The organism is Roseibium sp. ROS1 (assembly GCF_054658215.1).
Window position 1 is genome coordinate 1,138,010 of sequence record NZ_BAAGIG010000003.1, and the last position, 17,706, is coordinate 1,155,715.

The following is a 17,706-nucleotide window of genomic DNA, read 5'->3' on the forward strand; positions in this document are numbered from 1 at the left end:
ATCTTTGGTGCCCCCATCCAGATCGTCATGCGTTGAAATCCAACTGGGCTCAGCGCACACCTCGTTCTTGCCTAGGTCGTCCAGCCCTTCATCTCGGCAAGCTCGTTCCAGGCGCGTTTGATCCAGCTGGCGCTCACGCTGTGGCCGCCGTCGTGGAGGCAAAGCTCCAGGAAGCCGTGTTTCGGCTGCCAGGTTTCACAGGTGAGGTTGCCTTCGGTATGGGTCTTCGGCGCGGTTTCAGAGAGACCGTCCTTGCGGCGCCAGACGTCGAAACTCTTGAAAACGTCCCCCTGTTTCCACTTGCCCCCGCCAAGCCAGCGTCCCTCGAGCGGCACAACGGTGTCCGACGTGCCATGCACGTGGAAAAGATAGGGGGTTTCCGTCACGCAGGACTGCGGCAAAGGTTCCCAGAAGGCGCCCGCAATCGGCGCATATCCTGCAAACATGCCGGAATCCTCGCAGGCCATGTACCAGGTCATGAAACCGCCGGAGGAAAAGCCGGACAGCATGGTGCGGCTTCGGTCGATGCCGAAGCGGTCGGACAGATCCTGAAGGACGCTGTCGAAGAACGCCGGTTCGTTCCGCAGGTTGCGCGGCGCTGTCGGGAAAGACCAGGTGCCGTTCATGCCCTGAACCGCAACGAAGGCAACACCCAGATCATCCGCCATCTTGCGGAAGCTCTGGTTGCGGATCTCGTTGATGGCCTTGCCGCGATGGCCATGCAGGAAGAAGATTGCACCCAGAGGCTTGTCGGCCGGTCGGTTCTCCGGCAGGTGGATGAAATATTCGCCGTTCGTGACGTCGCAGGGTTTTTCCTCGCCGCAGGCCGCGGTGCCTGCCGCGTGCGATGGTGCGCCGAATGCGCCCAGAGCCAGAACCACGGCGCCCGCCAGCAGGCCGAGGCGTCTGGAAAAACCGGTAACTGTCGCCAATGACATGAAGTGCTCCTTGCACGGTAAAAACCATTGCCCCGCTCCGCCGGTAAGGATGGCTCCCGGACGGCGTTTGTCCAGCGGTTCGTCTTCACAAATCGGCGAGAGGGCTTAAGGCCTGCAAGGTGGCTAGTCCCACGTGCCTTCAGTCGGAATATTGAGAATTCGGCCACAATGCTTGCAGTGCACCGCATCCGGATCGTGCCTGTTGAGACCGCAATCGGGGCACGACAGATTGACCTTTGCCGGGCGGAAGATCGTCTGCACCAGTCGCAGGAACAGGGCGACGCCGAAGATCATGATCACCACCGTCATCAGCCGGCCGACGCTGTCGGTCATGGTGATGTCGCCGAAGCCGGTTGTCGTCAGCGTGGTTACGGTGAAATAGAGCGCGTCGAGATAGTTGTTGATGTTGGCGTTGCGGTCGTTCTCGACCACGAAAACCAGGGCCGTCACGACAAAAATGAAGACGATCAGGTTGATGCCCGACTGAAAAATCTCCTCGTTGCGGCGGAACCACTTCGACGCCTGGCGCAGCTCCTTCAGCAGGTGATAGGAGCGCATCAGCCGCAGCATGCGCACAACGCGCAGGAAGGCGAAATTCTCGAAGAAGGCCGGAGCGACCAGAGAGACGATCACGACAAGATCAGCAAGCGATGTGAAGCTGAAGAGGTATTTGGTCCGCCGTCTTTCGGCGATCAGACGCGCAACATAGTCGAGCGCAAGAACCGCGGCGATCGCATAGTCCAGCTCATGATGGATGCGGTCCTTGTCGATCATCGACGAGACGATGAAATAACCGATGGTGACCAGGTCGAACAGCAAAAGCGCATATCGGAACGCCCGCGACCCGACCGTGTCGCCAAAATAGAGCTGGCGCAGGATCGTCTGCAAACTCCGCTTCGTGTCCGCCATCGGCTTCCCCTGTTTCCTTGCGAACTGACCGGCATACGCTGTGTGCGCTGGCTGGATCATTCGTGCAGATGCCGCACGATGCTGTTGCAAACAAGCTGTTTATTCTCGCGGCCGACCGCACTAATGTCCGCTGTCGATCAACCAGAGCCTCCTGAATTCCGCTGAATGCAGGGCGCTCGAACCTTTTTCAGAACCCGCCCGCATTCCGGCGTTTGTGCAAACGTCCGCGAATACCGGCAGGTCCAGAGGCCGTAAAGGCCCATCCAGAACGGGAACGTTACATGTTTGATTTGTCGGGACAAGTTGCCCTGGTGACGGGCGCGAGCCGAGGCATTGGAGAAGCTGCCGCCCGCAGCCTGGCGAAATATGGTGCCAAGGTCCTTCTGGCGGCACGCTCCGGCACGGACATCGAACGCATCGCCGGCGAAATCCGCGCGGACGGCCGCGAAGCGACGGCAGTCGTTTGCGACGTCGCGGATTATGACGAGGTGGTCAAGGCAGTACAGACGGCCATCGACACCTATGGTGGCCTCGACATCCTGGTGAACAATGCCGGCGTGATCGAACCGATCTCCCGGATCGAGGACAGTGATCCGGCGGAGTGGGGCAAGGTCATCGATATCAATGTGAAGGGCGTCTACTACGGCCTGCGTGCCGTGGCGCCGCATATGTTGGCCAAGGGCGCCGGTACCGTTGTCAACATCAGCTCGGGAGCTGCGGTTAGTGCGCTGGAAGGCTGGAGCCATTACTGTGCTTCCAAGGCGGCTGCGCTTTCCCTCACCCGCTGTGCGGACAAGGAATTCGGTGACAAGGGCCTGCGCATCGTCGGCCTCAGCCCGGGCACGGTCGCAACGCAGATGCAGGTCGATATCAAGGCCTCCGGACTGAACCCGGTCAGCCAGCTGGATCCGTCGGTGCATATTCCGGCCAGTTGGGTCGGTGAAGCCATCTGCTGGCTGTGCACGCCCGCGGGCGATGCCTACCGTGGTGTGGATTGCTCGCTGCGCGACGAGGATGTACGCAAGTCTGTCGGCCTGATCTGAGTTCCGTCAGCACGCCGGTCGGCTGTCCAGCCCCCAAGATCTCGGATCTCCGCTGCGCTGCGTCCGGGATGATCCTCTGAGATATGGAACGAGGTAGGCCCTGAACAGGCCAACGAGGCTTCAAAAACAAAAGAGGGCCGCGCTAGCGGCCCTCCCATGAGATCGACGTGACACAAGTCCCGGATCAGATCCCAGCGAAATCTCTCACTACCAGAGGCTGCTCCAGCACCGTTCGATTCCGCCCAGACACTTGGGCCACGCACCGATACTCATTAGACATGGGCACACCTCCTTTCAGTTGTTGAACACACTAAGAGTGTGGGGTCGCCCAGACAGTTTCACAAGCCCAAAAACAAGGCGTGGTTGCCAATCGATTACGCAATTCACAGGACTGTCACTGTGCGGCAACAGCCTTGTCGGCGATAGAGGTGAAGACCTGATCGAGTTCCCTTGCAAGTTCTTGCAGGGCCGGGCCGCCCTCGTCCATGTAGGGTGCGAAGACAAAACCGGGCGTTTTCCAGGAAAGCGTTGCGGTGCCGTCGGTGTTTTCGGTGACATAGAACCGGATCGGTGCCTCGATACCCGCGGCAACGGAGGCTTCCAGCATCCGGACGGCATAATCATTGCGATAGACGCCAATGATGCGGTTGCCGGGAATGGTAATTCCCCTGCCCTTCGCACCGTCCGAGGCACTGGCCTGGGTTACCAGCAACATGCCTTCTCCCTCGATCGCACTTTTGAGATCATCAACCAGCGCAGGGTAACTTTTGGTCGTGGGCAGGACCTGCCAGCCTTCGCGATCGGTCAGGCTGTCCGCTCTGGCCAATCCGACGGCAAACAGGCTTGTGACGACAACCAGGGCAAACAGACGCATCTTCTTTCTCCCGCAGGCGATGTTGCAATGCCGCGCACTCTAGCGGGGCCTGCCTCACGATCGCGTCACAATGCGGTGTGCTTCAGGACGTCGTCAGTCCATGCCAAGCCGCAAGCGCACGCGGGTTCCGGCAAGACTGCCAAGGAAGCCAAAGACCAGCCACAGCCAGCCGTGCAGCGAGCCCGACGCCAGACCGCCCAGGTAAGCGCCGATATTGCAGCCATACGCCAGGCGGGCGCCGTAGCCCATCATCAACCCGCCCGCGATTGCCGTCAGCACGTCGCGGCGGTTCAGACGCCAGACCGGAGCAAAGCGTCCGGCGAGGCCCGCTGCCGCCATTGCACCCAGAATGATGCCGAAGTCCATGACGGAGGTCGTGTCGCGCAGCACGGGGTTTTCCAAAGCTCCGCGCTGCCAGGTCCAGTAGGGCCAGCTGTCCACCGGCACGCCTGCCGCGTGAAAAAGCTTGCCGCCCCAAAGCGCAAAGGCAGAGGTGATGCCCCAGGGGCGTCCAATCACCACGAATGTGGCAATGCCGACGATCGCCAGCATCACCGCACCCATCATGGGAGACCACGGACCGCTGAGAAACGAAACTGTCGGCTTCGGTTGGGCAATCGAGCCGTGAGCGCGCCGCTCTATGATGATGGTTGCAATTGCCAACAAGCCGAGGATGAGCGCGGTCAGAAGAAAAGCGCCATGCGGACCGAATTCCCGGATGAGGGACATCGGCGGCAATTTGGGCAAGCGGCCCCAGAGATGCAGATGCGCCGTGGCAGCCACTGACCCGAGGACAAAGCACGCCAGGGTAATCATCATGCGGGTGGAGCCGCCACCGGCGGTAAACAGCGTGCCGGATCCACAGCCGCCGCCCAGTTGCATGCCGAGACCGAACAGGAAGGCACCGAAGGCAGCCGCCAACCCGAAGGGAAAGACGAAGCCGCCCGTGGGCCAGCCAAGCGCATGCCCCCAGGCAATCAGGGGAAAGGAAACCGCGCTGGTCAGAAGAATGAGAACGAATTGCGCCCTGAGCCCACCGCCGCGTTTTTCCGTGACGATCCGTCGCCATGCGGCCGTGAAACCAAAGCTTGCATGATAGAGCGACAGGCCTGCGAGACCGCCGATCAGGACCGCCACTGCCTGGCGCGGTCCGGCTTCGCCATAGGCCCCCAGTGCGACCATGGCCAGAAGGCCGCCCGCAATGGCGACGACGGCTGCTTGAGTTTTCCCGACGGCCAAGGCCATGTGTTCCTGCTCCCGCGCAGATCCGACTTCAAAACCCCGATACGAAGACTTGCACTTCCCGCCTTAATTTCGCAACGAAGGTATCTTTTCTTCACCTACACATTGCCAACACCTTTTTGTGTTTTGCAGTTCAAGTGCCGCCTGCGGATTTTGGATAGGAAATTCAGCCATCCGGCCATTTACAGCCGCAGTTGGCGGGACCCGGTTTCAGAGGACCGGAATGAGAAACAAAAAGGCCTGTTATGCGTCTAACTGATCAATTCGGATATGAGCTTACCCTGTCGGACAAGGAAGCCTTGACCGCCTGGAACGAGACCGTGAAAGCCTTTCTGGCGCATGGCAGGACTACTCCCCAACATCTCGAGACATGCCTCGCCCTGGCGCCGGACTTCGCGCTTGGTCATGCAGCACGCGGGATTTTCTGCCTGCTGCTTGGCCGGAAGGAATTGACCACGACGGCACAGGAATGCCTGGCAATTGCCAGAACCTCGGTCCAGCATACGCCGGTCACGGCACGCGAACTTGCCGTGGTCGACGCCCTCGGGTCCTGGTTGCAGGGATATCCCACAAGATCTGCCGACCTTCTAGATACCGTGCTGGTAACGGTTCCCGAAGATGCCCTGATCATGAAACTGGTTCACGCAATCCGCTTCGTGCTGGGCGATGCCACGGGCATGCGCCAGTCGATCGAGCGGGTGCATGCAGCCTATGGCGAAACCCACCCGGCCTATGGCTACATGCTTGGCTGCCGGGCGTTTTCTCTGGAAGAAACCGGCGACTACCGCTTGGCAGAAGCTGCCGGCCGCAAGGGACTGGAATATGCCCGCGATGATGCCTGGGGCCTTCACGCCGTCGCCCATGTGCACGACATGACCGGTCGCTCCGAAGAAGGGGCCGGCTGGCTGGAAACACAGCCGGAAGGCTGGGCCCACTGCAACAACTTCGGCTATCACGTTTGGTGGCACCTGGCGTTGATGTATCTGGACCAGGGCCAGGCCGACAAGGCACTTGCGCTCTATGACACCGACATCCGCAAGGACAAGACCGACGACTACCGCGACATTTCCAATGCGGCCTCGCTGCTTGTTCGCCTGGAGCTTGAAGGGGTCGATACCGGCCCTCGCTGGGACGAGCTGGCACTTTTGTCCGACAAGCGCGCCGAAGACGGCTGCAATGTCTTCGCCGACCTGCATTACCTGCTGGCCCTATTGAACGGTGGCCGCCGCATGGGTGCCGAGCGGTTGCTGACCGGACTGAAGGAACGGGCGCAAACCGAAACGGATCTTGGCCGGATCACCGCGGAAACCGGACTGCCGACCGGCCTCGGCCTGGAACAGTACCGGAAGGGCAATTATGCCTCCGCCTTTGCCCTGCTGGACTCGGCGAGAGACAATCTATACATGGTCGGCGGCTCGCACGCTCAGCGCGATGTCTTCGAGCGAATCACAATCGATGCAGCCCTGCGGGCAGGCATGCCGGAAGATGCGGAACGGCTGCTCAACAGCCGGACGCACAAACGCGGTGCACTGGACAGATTCGCCGAACAACGTCTTGAAATATGCGACAAAATGCACCGCGCCCACCGAGTGATGGAAGACCAAAAACTCAGGGCTACCGGCTCGGTCTGACCCACTGCCGGCACTCGACTGACCAATTATCTCTGGACCCAACGTGAACGCTCACACACAAACGAAACGCCCACGCGATCCGCGGCTAGATTTCTTCCGCGGCCTTGGAATGTTCATTATCTACGTTGCCCACCTGCCCTGGAACTGGTGGACGCTCTGGATTCCCGCCCGGTTCGGGTTTTCCGATGCGACTGAAATCTTCGTCTTCTGTTCGGGCATGGCCTCCGCGCTCGCCTTCGGCAAGATCTTCGACGTTCATGGCTGGGGCATGGGGGCAGCACGCATCCTGCACCGCATGTGGCAGGTGTACTGGGCGCATATCGGCCAGTTCCTGGTCCTCGCCGTCGGCCTTGTCATGCTTCAGAACAGCGGTTACCTGGCTGAGTGCTGCGGCCTGGAAGAAAATTATGTCGCCTCGCTCAACCTCCTGCATCTCTATGACAACGCCGAAATGGCCCTGCCCGGGTTGCTGACGATGACCTGGGTGCCCAACTACTTCGACATTCTGCCGATGTATGTGGTGATCCTGTCGCTGATCCCGGCGATCATGCTTGTCGCCCGCTATTCCGTGCCGGGCGCTTTCGCATTGTCGATCGGCCTGTGGCTGGCTGCCCAGTTCGACCTTCTGAGCCTGCCGGCCGAGCCCTGGTCGGACCGGGAATGGTTTTTCAATCCCTTCGCCTGGCAGATGCTGTTCTTCACCGGCTTTGCGTTCATGCGCGGCTGGATACCGGCACCTCCCGTCAGCAAGACCTTGATCGTGCTTTGCGCGGTGGTGCTTGTTGCCACGGTTCCCTTCGCCTACTTCCGCGCCTATCAGGAAAATCACCTGAACCTGGTCTGGGCCCGCGAAATCCGCGAGATCATCAAGCCGCTCTGGATCAAGACGGAATTCGGCCTGTTCCGCTACCTGCACTTCCTTGCCCTTGCCTATCTGGCCTGGGTTGCCGCGGGCGAGCACGGCAGACGCCTGCTCGGACATGGCGAGATCTGGGGCCGCTTCGTGCGCGTTGTCCAGAAGGTCGGACAGCAGTCACTGCCCGTGTTCATGGCAAGCCTGGTCATTGCCCAGGCTGCGGGCATCCTGCGCGACATGGTCTGGGGCCGCGGCGAATGGCTTCCGCAGATCCTGTCGAACCTGCTCGGTTTCGTGGCACTGATTGCCGTTGCCTATGTGGCTGGCTGGTACAAGAGCCAGCCCTGGCGCAAACCGCCTGCGACCTCCTCCACCGGACCGTCCGAACGACCGAAGACACCTCCGGCAGATGGCGGTGAACCCGCAGCCAAGGCAAAGGCCGAAACCCGGGAACCTGCCCTCACCTGATCAGGCCGGCCTCCTGCCCGACACAAGAGCGCCCGCAGAAGTCCTGCTTCTGCGGGCGTTTCTTTTGTGGGAAATACCTTCATTCGATAACCAAAGGCCCCGAGCTTCACCATTTGGAAGCACTCACCTGTGAAGCAATGAGACCCGGCCCAGCTCAATACAGGGCCGCAAAAACAAAAACACCGGCCAGATGGCCGGTGTCGCATTCGTTTTGCAGTCTTGTCAGTTGACGTCAGTGCAGTGACGCCATTTCCAGTTCTGCTTCAAAGGCATTGGCAACGGCAGCTTCGCGGCTGTCTGCCAGCAGGATCGGCGTACCGTCCGCGTTGAGAAGCGCGTAAAGCGTCATGTTGTCGTGCAGCGGCGGGACATCCGGAAACATTTCCTTCAGATCCCGAGCCTTGATCGGCTTGATATAGGCGACATCTCCGGTGCCCAGTTCGGTCAGTTCATCGACCGACATGAATTCGGAAAGTAGCGTGCGGTCTGCCCATGACGGGCTATTGGGGTTTTGCATCAGTCATTCTCCATATGTTGGCCGACGAGCGTTCATTCGCCGCTGGAGATTTCTATTTTTCTGATAACACGCTCCGGTTCCGGGCGTGCCAGGTCGATGGACAGGAGCCCATCTTTCAAGTCGGCTCCGAGGATCTCGATCCCCTCGGCCAGGACAAAGGCCCGCTGGAACTGACGGGCGGCAATGCCGCGATGCAGATACTGCCGGGTCTTGTCGTCTACCTGACGACCCCGGATGACCAGCTGACTCTCTTCTACCGAGACTTCAAGCTGCTCTCGTGTGAACCCTGCCACCGCCAGGGTGATCCGAATGACATCGCCTTGATCTTCTGTTTTCGGAAGTCTCTCGATGTTATAGGGCGGATAACCGTCGTTGGCGGCCTTGGAGACGCGATCGAGCACTCGCTCGATATCGTCGAACCCGAGCATGAACGGGCTAGAAAACGCTGACATGCGTGACATCCTCAAAGTCCTTGTCGAAGCGACCTTGCGCCCGGACCCTTTCAAGGCATCCGGACCGGAACCAACCGGTTCCTTTCATGATTAAATATGGAGCTTCGTTAAAATTGATTCAAGGAGCCAGGCTTTCACCCATTTTTGCTTTCACTGTTCTGTGAATTATTCAGGAGAACGAAGACAAAATCGGGTTCTGTTTCAAGAACTTCGTCAGAGCGGATACGGCCTGGCGAACTGTTGGTTCATGACGCTCGTCCTGATGCATGACCAGCCACCGCTCGGTTTCCATGGTGTCGAACGGGCCTTCGATGCGCATCAGATCGGGATAGGCATCGCCGACAAAGGTCGGCAACAGCATGCGGGCATTGCCCTTGCGAACGAGTGAAAGAGCAAGCGAGGCCTTGTTGACGGTGATTACCGCATCAGTGCCATGGTTCTCCTTCAACCAGAGGCCCGTCGGCGAATGGGCATCGTCTTCCACAAGCCCGACCCAACCAAGCCCTGCACCCTTTGCAACCTTTGCAGCCTGATAGGCGGCATATTGGACCTTTCCAACCTTCTGTCCTGCCAACCAGGCCTGTTTGGGCCGGCTGTTGCGGATACCGATATCGATCTGCCGGCGGGCAATGTCCCGGTTTCTGAGATCCGCAAGGATTTCCGGCAACCAGCCGGCGTCAGGGGTCCAGAAGGACGACAGGTTGTCGATGAGAAGCCGCGCGGTCCAGTCACCCGCCGATATCCGGATCCTCCGGCGCAGGCCTTCTCCTTCTTTCCACGCATCGATGCTGCGGGCAGTCTGGTCCATGTCTTCCAGGTAGCGCAGGAGATCATGTGCGGCAGCGGTCAGCTGGTAACCTCGCGCCTCGCGCTCCACAAGGCGAACGTCGAGGCTTTTCTCCAGAGCGGCAACCCGGCGGCCGAGCGTTGCGGAACTGACGCCGGTCTTGTCAGCCGCTCCGGCAAGGCCGCCTGCTTTCGCGACAGCCAGGAACAGTCGAAGATCTTCCCAATCGATATTTCGTTTCATTTTTGAAATCTCGTTTTCAATTAGAAAACATGGGAATAGGCGCGTCTCGTGAGACTATCTGCAAATACCTCTTCAACAAAATCAAAATTGAAGGGAGCAGCATATGCTCATTCCCTATTCCTTGCCATTGCGAAAAAAACACTGTGTCAGCCGCCTGCCCGCCTGGGACGATCCTGTCAGATCGCTCTATCCGCATCATGCGGAATTCTGGCCGCAGCAGATCCCGGAACATGTCCGGCTGCTCAAACTCGGAAAGAGGCTGGCCCGTAAACGTCGTCGGCTGGCCGTGATGAGATTCCTGAGGATGTGCCTTGGTCACCCCCACAGACGGAAGAGGCCCCGGAGTATCTCCGAGGCCCCTTGCGGCGACCCGCCTGGCAAGCGCGCAACAGATCGCGGTTGCGCAGGCCAGGCCCGTGTCACCGTTTCTCCGGCAGTACCGGCTACCTGACGCGGTTCAGTTCGCGACCGGGATCAGGCGACTGCCATAAGGATTGTCGATCACCATCTTCCAGCTGCCATCCGGCTGCCGCCGCAACACGGCGATGGAAAGGCCTTCGCCTGCCACCGGTTTTCCTTCCGGATCGGTGCCGGTCATCGTCCAGGGCGCAATGTGGACAGCAAGATCGCCTTCCACGATCACTTCGTGGCCGGAATAGGTGAATTTCGGCGAAACGGAGCGGAACTGGTGAAACAGTTCGCGCGCCAGGGTGCTGTCGGACACCGGATTTCCGGGCTCGAACGCAATGCTCTGGCTTGGTTCATAGGTCTGCATCACCGTATCGATGTCTCCCTTTTCAAAGGAGGTCGTCATTTTTTCGATAAGGGTGATGACGTTCTGTTGTTCCGAACTCATGTCTTTCTTTCCTTCTGCGAGGCTGGGTTGGGAAAAGGTGATGACGGCAACGGTGGCCGCCATGGCTGCGAGCTGTTTCAACTGGGTCACGGAGGTCTTCCTTTCGATCGGCAAGGCGGTGCCAGTCCCGCCCTTTACCGGGCTGGTTGATGCATTGTGCGATTACTGGCGGGTCTGGTTGTGTCAGTAGCCGGGGGACAGGATCTCGGTCAGCTGAACGCGGATGTCTTCAGGGCAACGTTGCCGGGGAACCGCATTCTGAAGTTCAAAGGCCTTCAGACCGTCGATCACCGATGCGACCTGCCGCCGGGCATCATGATAGGTTTGCGCCCCTCCAGCAGAATTGGGATAGGATCCGGGTTGAATTCTGCCGGAAGCGACGGCTGCAGGAAGCCGCTTCGGACAATTGCATTTCGCCTTTGCCGAAACGATGCCGCAGTGGCGCGAGGTAAACGCCATCACTTCTTCCCGTGCCCGCGACAACCGCTTGCGGTAGGCCGCAGGAGCAATTTCCAGAATGCTGGAAGCTTCGCCGTGTTCCAGTTCCAGGATATCGCCCAGCACATAGGCCAGTCTCAGGTCCATGGTCAGACAAAGCAGCATGGCCATGGTGCAGGAAATCCTGAGTTCATTCAGCAGAAGCACATCGTCCGGCGCTTTGGGCGGTTCCGACAACAGGCCGTCTTCCAGATCGGCGGCAAAGGCATCGAATGTCAGTCCGAGATCCCGGTCGCGAACCTTCTTGGCGCTCACCAGATAGCGAACGGCCACGCGGTAAACCCAGGTCGAAAACCGGCTCTCGCCCTTGAAGGTTGAAAGTTTGGTCAGGATCAGGATGAGAATTTCCTGCGTCGCCTCGCGCGCATCTTCCGGATTGACCAGAATGCGGCGGGCCAGATGATGGATCTGATCCTGTACGCCCTCCAGAACCCGTTCCAGTGCAATCCTGTCGCCTTCCTGCGCCGCCTGGACCGTTTCCGTTTTTACGCTGATTGCCGTCATGTCGTGTTCCGTCTCTTGGTGTCTTGTAATGTTAGAGAGCGCGGGGCTGGAATGTGTGACACGTTTTTTTCATTGCGATGCAGCTTGCGTGATTCAGCTGGAAAAGCCACTCTGCCGCTCCTGCCGACGGACCCCGTTTCCGGTCCCACGACTTTAAGAGCACGCCAATGACCCGCGACGAGTTTGACGCCTTCTGCAAAAAGCTTCCGGCAACCACGCATGTGATCCAATGGGGCAATGCATCGGTCTGGAAGGTTGGCGGCAAGATCTTCGCCATCTGCTCTGGTTGGGGCGAAGGCGATTTTCCGCGGTTCAGCTTCAAATGCTCCGATATTTCCTATTCCCTGCTCATCCAGCAGGAAGGAATGATCCCCGCGCCTTATCTTGCCCGTGCCAAATGGGTGCAGATGGAAGAAGAAGGCGCGCTGTCCGATGCGGACCTGAAGGCCTATATCAAAACCGCGCACAAGATCATCGCGGCCAAGCTGACCAGGAAGCAGCAGAAGGAACTGGGTCTTGCCGGGTGAGATGGCGGGCAAATGGCGATCACTCGGCCTGCTGATGCTGGCCGAGATCGCCGCCATGAGCCTGTGGTTCATGTCCGCAGCGATCCTGCCCGATCTGACCCGTGAATTTCCCATATCCGACTTTGCCCAGGCCGCTCTCTCCAGCGCCGTCCAGATCGGCTTCGTGTTCGGCGCCGTCGCGTCGGCCTTTCTTGGCCTCGCCGACAGGATCGACCCTCGGCGGTTCTTCGCTTTCAGCGCGATCACCGCTGCCCTGTTCAACGCAAGCCTGCTGGTGGTCGAGCCGGGTGGGCTGACCTCTATCCTTGCGCGTTTTGCAACCGGCGTGCTGCTTGCGGGCATCTATCCGGTCGGCATGAAGATCGCCGTCGGCTGGGGCCAGAAGGATCGCGGGTTTCTGGTCGGCACGCTTGTCGGCGCGCTCACCTTCGGGTCCGCCGCCCCTCATCTTCTGGCCTTGCTTGGAGGCACCGACTGGCGCTGGAGCCTGAGCGTTGCCTCTCTTGCGTCCGCTGCAGGAGGCGTGCTGTGCCTTTTTGCCGGCCTCGGGCCGTTCCATGCCAAGGCGCCCCGCATGAAGATGAAGGCCATCTTCACCGCATGGACAAACCCAAAGATCCGCTATGCCTATGCAGGCTATCTCGGCCACATGTGGGAGCTTTACGCCATGTGGGCCTGGATCGGCGTTGCCCTTGCCGTTTCCTTCTCCGCCCATATGCCCGCAGAAACCGCGATCCCGCTGTCTCGCCTGATCGCGTTTCTGACCATTGCAGCGGGTGGTGCTGCCTGCGTTGTCGCGGGGATCATGGCCGACCGCGTCGGCAAGGCGAATATCGCGATTGCCGCCATGGTCATCAGTGGCACCGCCGCGCTCGCCTCGGCCCTCACCTTCGGCGGTCCCGTCTGGCTGACAATCCTGTGCGTCCTCATCTGGGGCGCCTCCATCCTGCCGGATTCGGCCCAGTTCTCGGCCCTTGTCGCCGACTACGCTCCGCCCGACCAGGCCGGCAGCCTGATGAGCTTCCAGACCGCCCTCGGCTTCGCGCTGACTTTCTTCACGGTGCAACTGACGCCGCTTGGCGCTGAGCTGATCGGCTGGCCCGGCGTGTTTGTCCTGATGGCCATCGGCCCGGCGCTCGGTATTTTGGGGATGCTCAGGCTTAAGCGGCTTTCCTGAACCGCGATCAGTTCATTGCCGTCGGCATTTCCAGCTCGAACTCCGAAAATCCGAAATCCAGACCGTTGATTCTGAGGCTGACCGCCTGCGTGCCTCCGTAATAGACCCGCGTTGTGATCGGCCGGATGGCGTGGCTGCGGGACAGGGTCAGTCGTTCCCCCGGAGCCAGTGTCAGCTTGGTCCATTTGAACACCTTGGGCGCCAGTGTGCCGTTGGCCTTCTTGAAATGGATCAGGTAGTCGATCACCAGATCCTGCGTTTTACCGCTGGTCGAAACCAGCTCGATGTTGAAGCCGACGGCGTCTCCATAAGCAACCTCGGCCGTCAGGACCTGCGGGCCTTCGACCCTGATCTCCGGCGGATTGAGCCCGAAGGCTTCCAGTGTTGCCGTGTGGCCCTGCTTGATCAGCGACCGGCAGGCGTGACGTACGAGTTTTTCACGGTTCCTGTCCGCCCCCTTCAGCCAACGTTTCGCGATATCGGCGATCAGATCAGGATGGTCCTTGGCAATGTCGTTGAGATGATTGGCAACGGACCGGCGAACATAGTCCTCCGGGTCGTCCTTCAGGGCTTCCAGAAGCGGCAGAGTGGGTGTGGGGTCTGCCACCAGAGCCTGGAGCCGCATGCCCCACGGCAGGCGCGGCCGGGTTCCTTCGGAAACCAGCCGGCGGACATGGACGCTCTCGTCCTTCACCCAGGGCGCCATGATGGCGAGTGCCTGGTCTTGGTCCCTGGCCAGGAAGGGGCGCACGTCGAATTCGGCCGTCGCCCGCTTGGTCATTTCCTTCAGCAGCACGAACGAAGCCTCGAAATCCTCCAGACCACTTGCCGCGACGACCATGCCGAGCGGCATCATGCCCCATCCTCGGATACCCTGCTCGTCGCTGCCCCTGTCGAAGGCGACTTCCGTCATCGGATGCAGCATGGCCTGCAGGATGGCAAAGCGGGCAGACAGTTCCCGTGGCAGATGATGATCCAGATGTCTCGCGATCAGGGCGGCACGCTGCTTGAGTTCCAGACTGTCCAGCTCTTCCAGGATATCCGCTTCAAAGCCCAACCGGTCGAAACCGGCATGATGTTGCGCGACATGGCCGCCGATGCAGCGCACCAGATCCGGTGAAATGTTGTTCTTGAAGGGTTCCAAAGGTTTCTCCCTGAAGCGGTTTTCGAGCTGTTTGCCAGAGCTTCGGAAGGAGTTCCAGACATCTCCTGCCGCTCTCCTGACAAGCACCGTCAGGAGGATGTTCGAATGGCCAAAAACAAAAAGCCACCCCGGTTGCCCGGGGTGGCTCTGTCCTGGTCCGGCGGCCCTCGTTAAACCGCCTCGCCTGACGTTTCCTGATCAGTCGATCCGCCTTCCGGTTTCAGCGTCGAAGTAGTGAACGTTTTCCGGAGCCGCCCGCAGATAAAGCTTCTCGCCCGGCTCATGACGGGCATGGCTCGACACGCGAACCAGGATCTCGTCCCCGCCATCGGCAAAGCTGGAATAGAGATAGCTTTCCGCGCCGACCGGCTCGAGCACGTTGACGCTGGCTTCCAGATGAAGGCCTTCGCCTTCACCGGGTGCAGTCACCACTTCGAGATGCTCCGGCCGAATACCGATGGTGTAGGCATCACGGCCCTTGGCATTGGCGCCCTTGAGGCCGGTGCCGGTTGCAAGAGCAAGACCGTTCCCATCCGCCTTGACCTTCAGCAGGTTCATGGCTGGTGAACCGATGAAGCTGGCCACAAAGGTGGAGGCCGGCTTGTCGTAGACATCGATCGGCGCGCCGATCTGCTCGATGTTGCCGCCATTCAGAACCACGAGCCGGTCTGCCAGTGTCATCGCTTCCAGCTGGTCGTGGGTGACGTAGACGCTGGTGGTGCCGAGCGAGCGCTGCAGGCGCTTGATTTCGACACGCATCTGCACACGCAGCTTGGCATCAAGGTTGGACAGCGGTTCGTCGAAGAGAAAGGCCGCCGGTTCGCGCACGATGGCGCGGCCCATGGCAACGCGCTGGCGCTGGCCGCCGGAAAGTGCGCGCGGCTTGCGCTCCAGGTAGTCGCCGATTTCCAGGATGCGCGCGGCTTCCTTGACCCGGCGGTCGATCTCGTCCTTGGCCATGCCGCGGTTTTTGAGGCCGTAGGCAAGGTTGTTGTAGACCGACATGTGCGGATAAAGCGCGTAGTTCTGGAACACCATCGCGATGTCGCGATCCGCCGGATCGACGTTGTTGACGACGCGGTCGCCGATCTTGATGTCGCCGGTGGTGATTTCCTCAAGGCCTGCCATCATGCGCAGCAGTGTGGACTTGCCGCAGCCGGACGGACCGACCAGGACGATGAATTCACCGTCCGCGATGTCGATGGAAACGCCTTTGACCGCTTCCACACTGCCGCCATAGACCTTGCGGACCTTGTCGAGAGTTATCGTTGCCATTTATCTAAAAACCTCACTTGTCGCTCTCGACGAGCCCTTTGACGAACCAGCTCTGGAAAATCACCACGATGAGCACCGGCGGCACGATGGCGAGGATCGCCAGTGCCATGGCCTCGTTGAAGTCCGGGATCTGGGCTCCGACCCAGACCTGCAGGATCTGCTTGATGCCGCGAACCAGGGTAAACAGGCTCTCGTCGGTGGTGATCAGCGTCGGCCAGAGGTACTGGTTCCAGCCATAGACGAACATGATGATGAAGATTGCCGCGATCATGGTCTGCGACAGCGGTACCAGGATGTCCTTGAAGAACTTCCAGGGACCGGCTCCGTCGATGCGGGCGGCTTCCAGAAGTTCGTCCGGTACCGACATGAAGAACTGCCGGAAGAAGAAGGTGCCGGTTGCCGAAGCGATGAGCGGCACGATCAGGCCGGAATAGGTGTTCACCATGCCGAGGGACTGGACGATTTCGTAAGACGGCAAAATGCGCACTTCCAGCGGCAGCAGGAGCGTTGCGAAGATCACCCAGAAGCAGAGGGTTGCCATCGGAAAGCGGAAATAGACGATGGCATAGGCCGCAAGCATGGAGATGACGATCTTGCCGATGGCAAAGCCAAGGCCGAGGATCATCGAGTTCTTGAGCATGACGAAGCCGTCGACTTCCTTGGTGAAGCCACCGGCCTCGAACAGGACCGTCTGATAGTTCTCGAAGAACTTGCCACCCGGCGTGAACTGGATGCCTTCCTTGTAGATGGTGATCGCATCATGCGTGCTGGTCAGAAACGCCAGCACGACCGGAGTGACCATGAAGAAGACGCCGAGAAGAAGAATGACGTGATCCGAGATCTGCAATTTTTTCATCGTCGCCTCCCTTACGTGTAGTGCACGCGCCGCTCGATAAGGCGGAACTGGATGATTGTCAGGATGAACACCATCAGCATCAGGATCACGGACTGGGCCGAAGACCCGCCGAGGTCGTTGCCGCGGAAGCCGTCCAGGTAGACCTTGTAAACCAGGGTCACCGGGTTGTTGCCGGGCTCGTTCTTCACGATGACGTCGATGATGCCGAACGTGTCGAAGAAGGCGTAGGTGATGTTGATGATCAGCAGGAAGAAGCCGGTGGGAGCCAGCAGCGGGAAGGTAACGGTCCAGAAACGCCGGAAGCCGGACCGGCAGTCGATGCTGGCGGCTTCCTGAACGGATTTGGAAATGCCCTGCAGACCGGACAGGAAGAAGATGAAGTTCACCGGGATCTGCTTCCAGACGGCGGTGACGATCATGGCAAAGCTGGTGTCGAAATAGCTTACGCCGATCTGCATCTTCCAGCCGAACAGGGCGAACAAGTCAACGATGGGGCCGACATGCTGGTCGAACAGAAGCACGCCGATCAGGCCGGCGACGGGCGGCGCAACCGCATAGACCCACATCAGCAGGGTCTTGTAGGAAGACGCACCGCGCAGAACCTTGTCTGCCTTGACTGCCAGCAGAAGGGCAAGCCCGAGCGACAGGAACGTCACGAAGAAGGTGAAGACCGCCGTGAACCGCGCCACCCGGCCGTAGTCGGTCGAGGTGATCATGTCCTTGAAATTATCGAGCCCGACGTAGGTCGAGCCGAAACCGAACGGATCTTCGAGATAGAAGGAGGACTGGATCGCTTGCGCGGCCGGCCACAGGAAGAAAACCGTCACGATGCCGAGCTGCGGCAGAAGCAGCAGGTAAGGCAGCCACGGAGACTGAAACTGGACTTTTTTCATTATTTCGTTTCTCGAC

The 17,706-nt window shown here is 59.8% G+C and carries 18 protein-coding genes; 5 read left to right on the plus strand and 13 right to left on the minus strand.

What is annotated here, in order from left to right; all coding sequences use genetic code 11:
• Window positions 1-71 precede the first annotated feature (71 nt).
• Window positions 72-938: a CE1 family esterase gene (locus tag ACYQ6M_RS21375; RefSeq protein ID WP_208992496.1), complete on the minus strand. Its 867-nt coding sequence runs from the start codon at window positions 936-938 to the stop codon at window positions 72-74.
• 123 nt (window positions 939-1,061) lie between these two features.
• Window positions 1,062-1,847, minus strand: a complete 786-nt coding sequence (locus ACYQ6M_RS21380; protein WP_447237209.1) for an ion transporter — start codon at window positions 1,845-1,847, stop codon at window positions 1,062-1,064.
• Window positions 1,848-2,128: 281 nt separating this feature from the next.
• Here ACYQ6M_RS21380 and ACYQ6M_RS21385 point away from each other — a divergent pair, with 281 nt between their 5' ends.
• Window positions 2,129-2,890 carry an SDR family oxidoreductase gene (locus ACYQ6M_RS21385; RefSeq protein WP_460075442.1) on the plus strand — a complete coding sequence of 254 codons (762 nt, stop codon included), beginning with the start codon at window positions 2,129-2,131 and terminating at the stop codon, window positions 2,888-2,890.
• A gap of 394 nt (window positions 2,891-3,284) precedes the next feature.
• On the opposite strand, the gene ACYQ6M_RS21390 is transcribed toward ACYQ6M_RS21385, so the two are convergent.
• Complete coding sequence (locus ACYQ6M_RS21390; protein WP_168691468.1) at window positions 3,285-3,764, minus strand: DUF302 domain-containing protein; 480 nt, start codon at window positions 3,762-3,764, stop codon at window positions 3,285-3,287.
• Between the two features lie 93 nt (window positions 3,765-3,857).
• The gene (locus ACYQ6M_RS21395; protein ID WP_460075444.1) at window positions 3,858-5,009 is read right to left on the minus strand and encodes a YeeE/YedE family protein; all 1,152 of its coding nucleotides are present in this window, start codon (window positions 5,007-5,009) and stop codon (window positions 3,858-3,860) included.
• 242 nt (window positions 5,010-5,251) lie between these two features.
• Between ACYQ6M_RS21395 and ACYQ6M_RS21400 the strand changes: the two genes are divergently transcribed.
• Window positions 5,252-6,637 carry a tetratricopeptide repeat protein gene (locus tag ACYQ6M_RS21400; protein WP_296597105.1) on the plus strand — a complete coding sequence of 462 codons (1,386 nt, stop codon included), beginning with the start codon at window positions 5,252-5,254 and terminating at the stop codon, window positions 6,635-6,637.
• 43 nt (window positions 6,638-6,680) lie between these two features.
• Complete coding sequence (locus ACYQ6M_RS21405) at window positions 6,681-7,961, plus strand: OpgC family protein (RefSeq protein ID WP_208993848.1); 1,281 nt, start codon at window positions 6,681-6,683, stop codon at window positions 7,959-7,961.
• A gap of 232 nt (window positions 7,962-8,193) precedes the next feature.
• Here ACYQ6M_RS21405 and ACYQ6M_RS21410 read toward each other — a convergent pair whose 3' ends face one another.
• From ACYQ6M_RS21410 to ACYQ6M_RS21430, 5 genes are all read right to left on the minus strand, one after another.
• Complete coding sequence (locus ACYQ6M_RS21410) at window positions 8,194-8,478, minus strand: BQ00720 family protein (RefSeq protein WP_031268868.1); 285 nt, start codon at window positions 8,476-8,478, stop codon at window positions 8,194-8,196.
• 32 nt (window positions 8,479-8,510) lie between these two features.
• Window positions 8,511-8,939 carry an Hsp20 family protein gene (locus ACYQ6M_RS21415; protein ID WP_006934007.1) on the minus strand — a complete coding sequence of 143 codons (429 nt, stop codon included), beginning with the start codon at window positions 8,937-8,939 and terminating at the stop codon, window positions 8,511-8,513.
• A gap of 160 nt (window positions 8,940-9,099) precedes the next feature.
• On the minus strand, window positions 9,100-9,960 hold the full coding sequence (locus ACYQ6M_RS21420; RefSeq protein WP_228870017.1) for a LysR family transcriptional regulator: 861 nt from the start codon (window positions 9,958-9,960) through the stop codon (window positions 9,100-9,102).
• Between the two features lie 457 nt (window positions 9,961-10,417).
• Window positions 10,418-10,906 carry a YybH family protein gene (locus ACYQ6M_RS21425; protein WP_460075448.1) on the minus strand — a complete coding sequence of 163 codons (489 nt, stop codon included), beginning with the start codon at window positions 10,904-10,906 and terminating at the stop codon, window positions 10,418-10,420.
• Between the two features lie 93 nt (window positions 10,907-10,999).
• A complete protein-coding gene (locus ACYQ6M_RS21430) occupies window positions 11,000-11,818 on the minus strand; it encodes an RNA polymerase sigma factor (RefSeq protein WP_460075450.1) in 819 nt (272 codons plus the stop codon).
• A gap of 167 nt (window positions 11,819-11,985) precedes the next feature.
• Here ACYQ6M_RS21430 and ACYQ6M_RS21435 point away from each other — a divergent pair, with 167 nt between their 5' ends.
• Window positions 11,986-12,345 carry an MmcQ/YjbR family DNA-binding protein gene (locus ACYQ6M_RS21435; protein ID WP_367020236.1) on the plus strand — a complete coding sequence of 120 codons (360 nt, stop codon included), beginning with the start codon at window positions 11,986-11,988 and terminating at the stop codon, window positions 12,343-12,345.
• Window positions 12,335-13,522 carry an MFS transporter gene (locus ACYQ6M_RS21440; RefSeq protein WP_460075452.1) on the plus strand — a complete coding sequence of 396 codons (1,188 nt, stop codon included), beginning with the start codon at window positions 12,335-12,337 and terminating at the stop codon, window positions 13,520-13,522. The genes ACYQ6M_RS21435 and ACYQ6M_RS21440 overlap by 11 nt, the downstream gene beginning before the upstream one ends.
• Before the next feature lie 7 nt (window positions 13,523-13,529).
• On the opposite strand, the gene ACYQ6M_RS21445 is transcribed toward ACYQ6M_RS21440, so the two are convergent.
• The 4 genes from ACYQ6M_RS21445 to ACYQ6M_RS21460 form a co-directional block, all read right to left on the minus strand.
• Window positions 13,530-14,666 carry a DNA alkylation repair protein gene (locus ACYQ6M_RS21445; protein ID WP_460075454.1) on the minus strand — a complete coding sequence of 379 codons (1,137 nt, stop codon included), beginning with the start codon at window positions 14,664-14,666 and terminating at the stop codon, window positions 13,530-13,532.
• A 198-nt stretch (window positions 14,667-14,864) separates the two neighbouring features.
• A complete protein-coding gene (locus tag ACYQ6M_RS21450; RefSeq protein ID WP_022999631.1) occupies window positions 14,865-15,941 on the minus strand; it encodes a sn-glycerol-3-phosphate import ATP-binding protein UgpC in 1,077 nt (358 codons plus the stop codon).
• Window positions 15,942-15,954: 13 nt separating this feature from the next.
• Window positions 15,955-16,797 carry a sn-glycerol-3-phosphate ABC transporter permease UgpE gene (gene ugpE / locus ACYQ6M_RS21455; RefSeq protein WP_022999630.1) on the minus strand — a complete coding sequence of 281 codons (843 nt, stop codon included), beginning with the start codon at window positions 16,795-16,797 and terminating at the stop codon, window positions 15,955-15,957.
• Window positions 16,798-16,808: 11 nt separating this feature from the next.
• Complete coding sequence (locus tag ACYQ6M_RS21460) at window positions 16,809-17,690, minus strand: ABC transporter permease subunit (RefSeq protein WP_055657334.1); 882 nt, start codon at window positions 17,688-17,690, stop codon at window positions 16,809-16,811.
• Window positions 17,691-17,706 lie beyond the last annotated feature (16 nt).

Bases quoted from the DNA above. Each gene is read 5' to 3' on its own strand.
- ACYQ6M_RS21375 (WP_208992496.1), bottom strand. From the start codon at position 938: ATGTCATTGGCGACAGTTACCGGTTTTTCCAGACGCCTCGGCCTGCTG.
- ACYQ6M_RS21380 (WP_447237209.1), bottom strand. From the start codon at position 1,847: ATGGCGGACACGAAGCGGAGTTTGCAGACGATCCTGCGCCAGCTCTAT.
- ACYQ6M_RS21385 (WP_460075442.1), top strand. From the start codon at position 2,129: ATGTTTGATTTGTCGGGACAAGTTGCCCTGGTGACGGGCGCGAGCCGA.
- ACYQ6M_RS21390 (WP_168691468.1), bottom strand. From the start codon at position 3,764: ATGCGTCTGTTTGCCCTGGTTGTCGTCACAAGCCTGTTTGCCGTCGGA.
- ACYQ6M_RS21395 (WP_460075444.1), bottom strand. From the start codon at position 5,009: ATGGCCTTGGCCGTCGGGAAAACTCAAGCAGCCGTCGTCGCCATTGCG.
- ACYQ6M_RS21400 (WP_296597105.1), top strand. From the start codon at position 5,252: ATGCGTCTAACTGATCAATTCGGATATGAGCTTACCCTGTCGGACAAG.
- ACYQ6M_RS21410 (WP_031268868.1), bottom strand. From the start codon at position 8,478: ATGCAAAACCCCAATAGCCCGTCATGGGCAGACCGCACGCTACTTTCC.
- ACYQ6M_RS21415 (WP_006934007.1), bottom strand. From the start codon at position 8,939: ATGTCACGCATGTCAGCGTTTTCTAGCCCGTTCATGCTCGGGTTCGAC.
- ACYQ6M_RS21420 (WP_228870017.1), bottom strand. From the start codon at position 9,960: ATGAAACGAAATATCGATTGGGAAGATCTTCGACTGTTCCTGGCTGTC.
- ACYQ6M_RS21430 (WP_460075450.1), bottom strand. From the start codon at position 11,818: ATGACGGCAATCAGCGTAAAAACGGAAACGGTCCAGGCGGCGCAGGAA.
- ACYQ6M_RS21435 (WP_367020236.1), top strand. From the start codon at position 11,986: ATGACCCGCGACGAGTTTGACGCCTTCTGCAAAAAGCTTCCGGCAACC.
- ACYQ6M_RS21450 (WP_022999631.1), bottom strand. From the start codon at position 15,941: ATGGCAACGATAACTCTCGACAAGGTCCGCAAGGTCTATGGCGGCAGT.
- ugpE (WP_022999630.1), bottom strand. From the start codon at position 16,797: ATGAAAAAATTGCAGATCTCGGATCACGTCATTCTTCTTCTCGGCGTC.
- ACYQ6M_RS21460 (WP_055657334.1), bottom strand. From the start codon at position 17,690: ATGAAAAAAGTCCAGTTTCAGTCTCCGTGGCTGCCTTACCTGCTGCTT.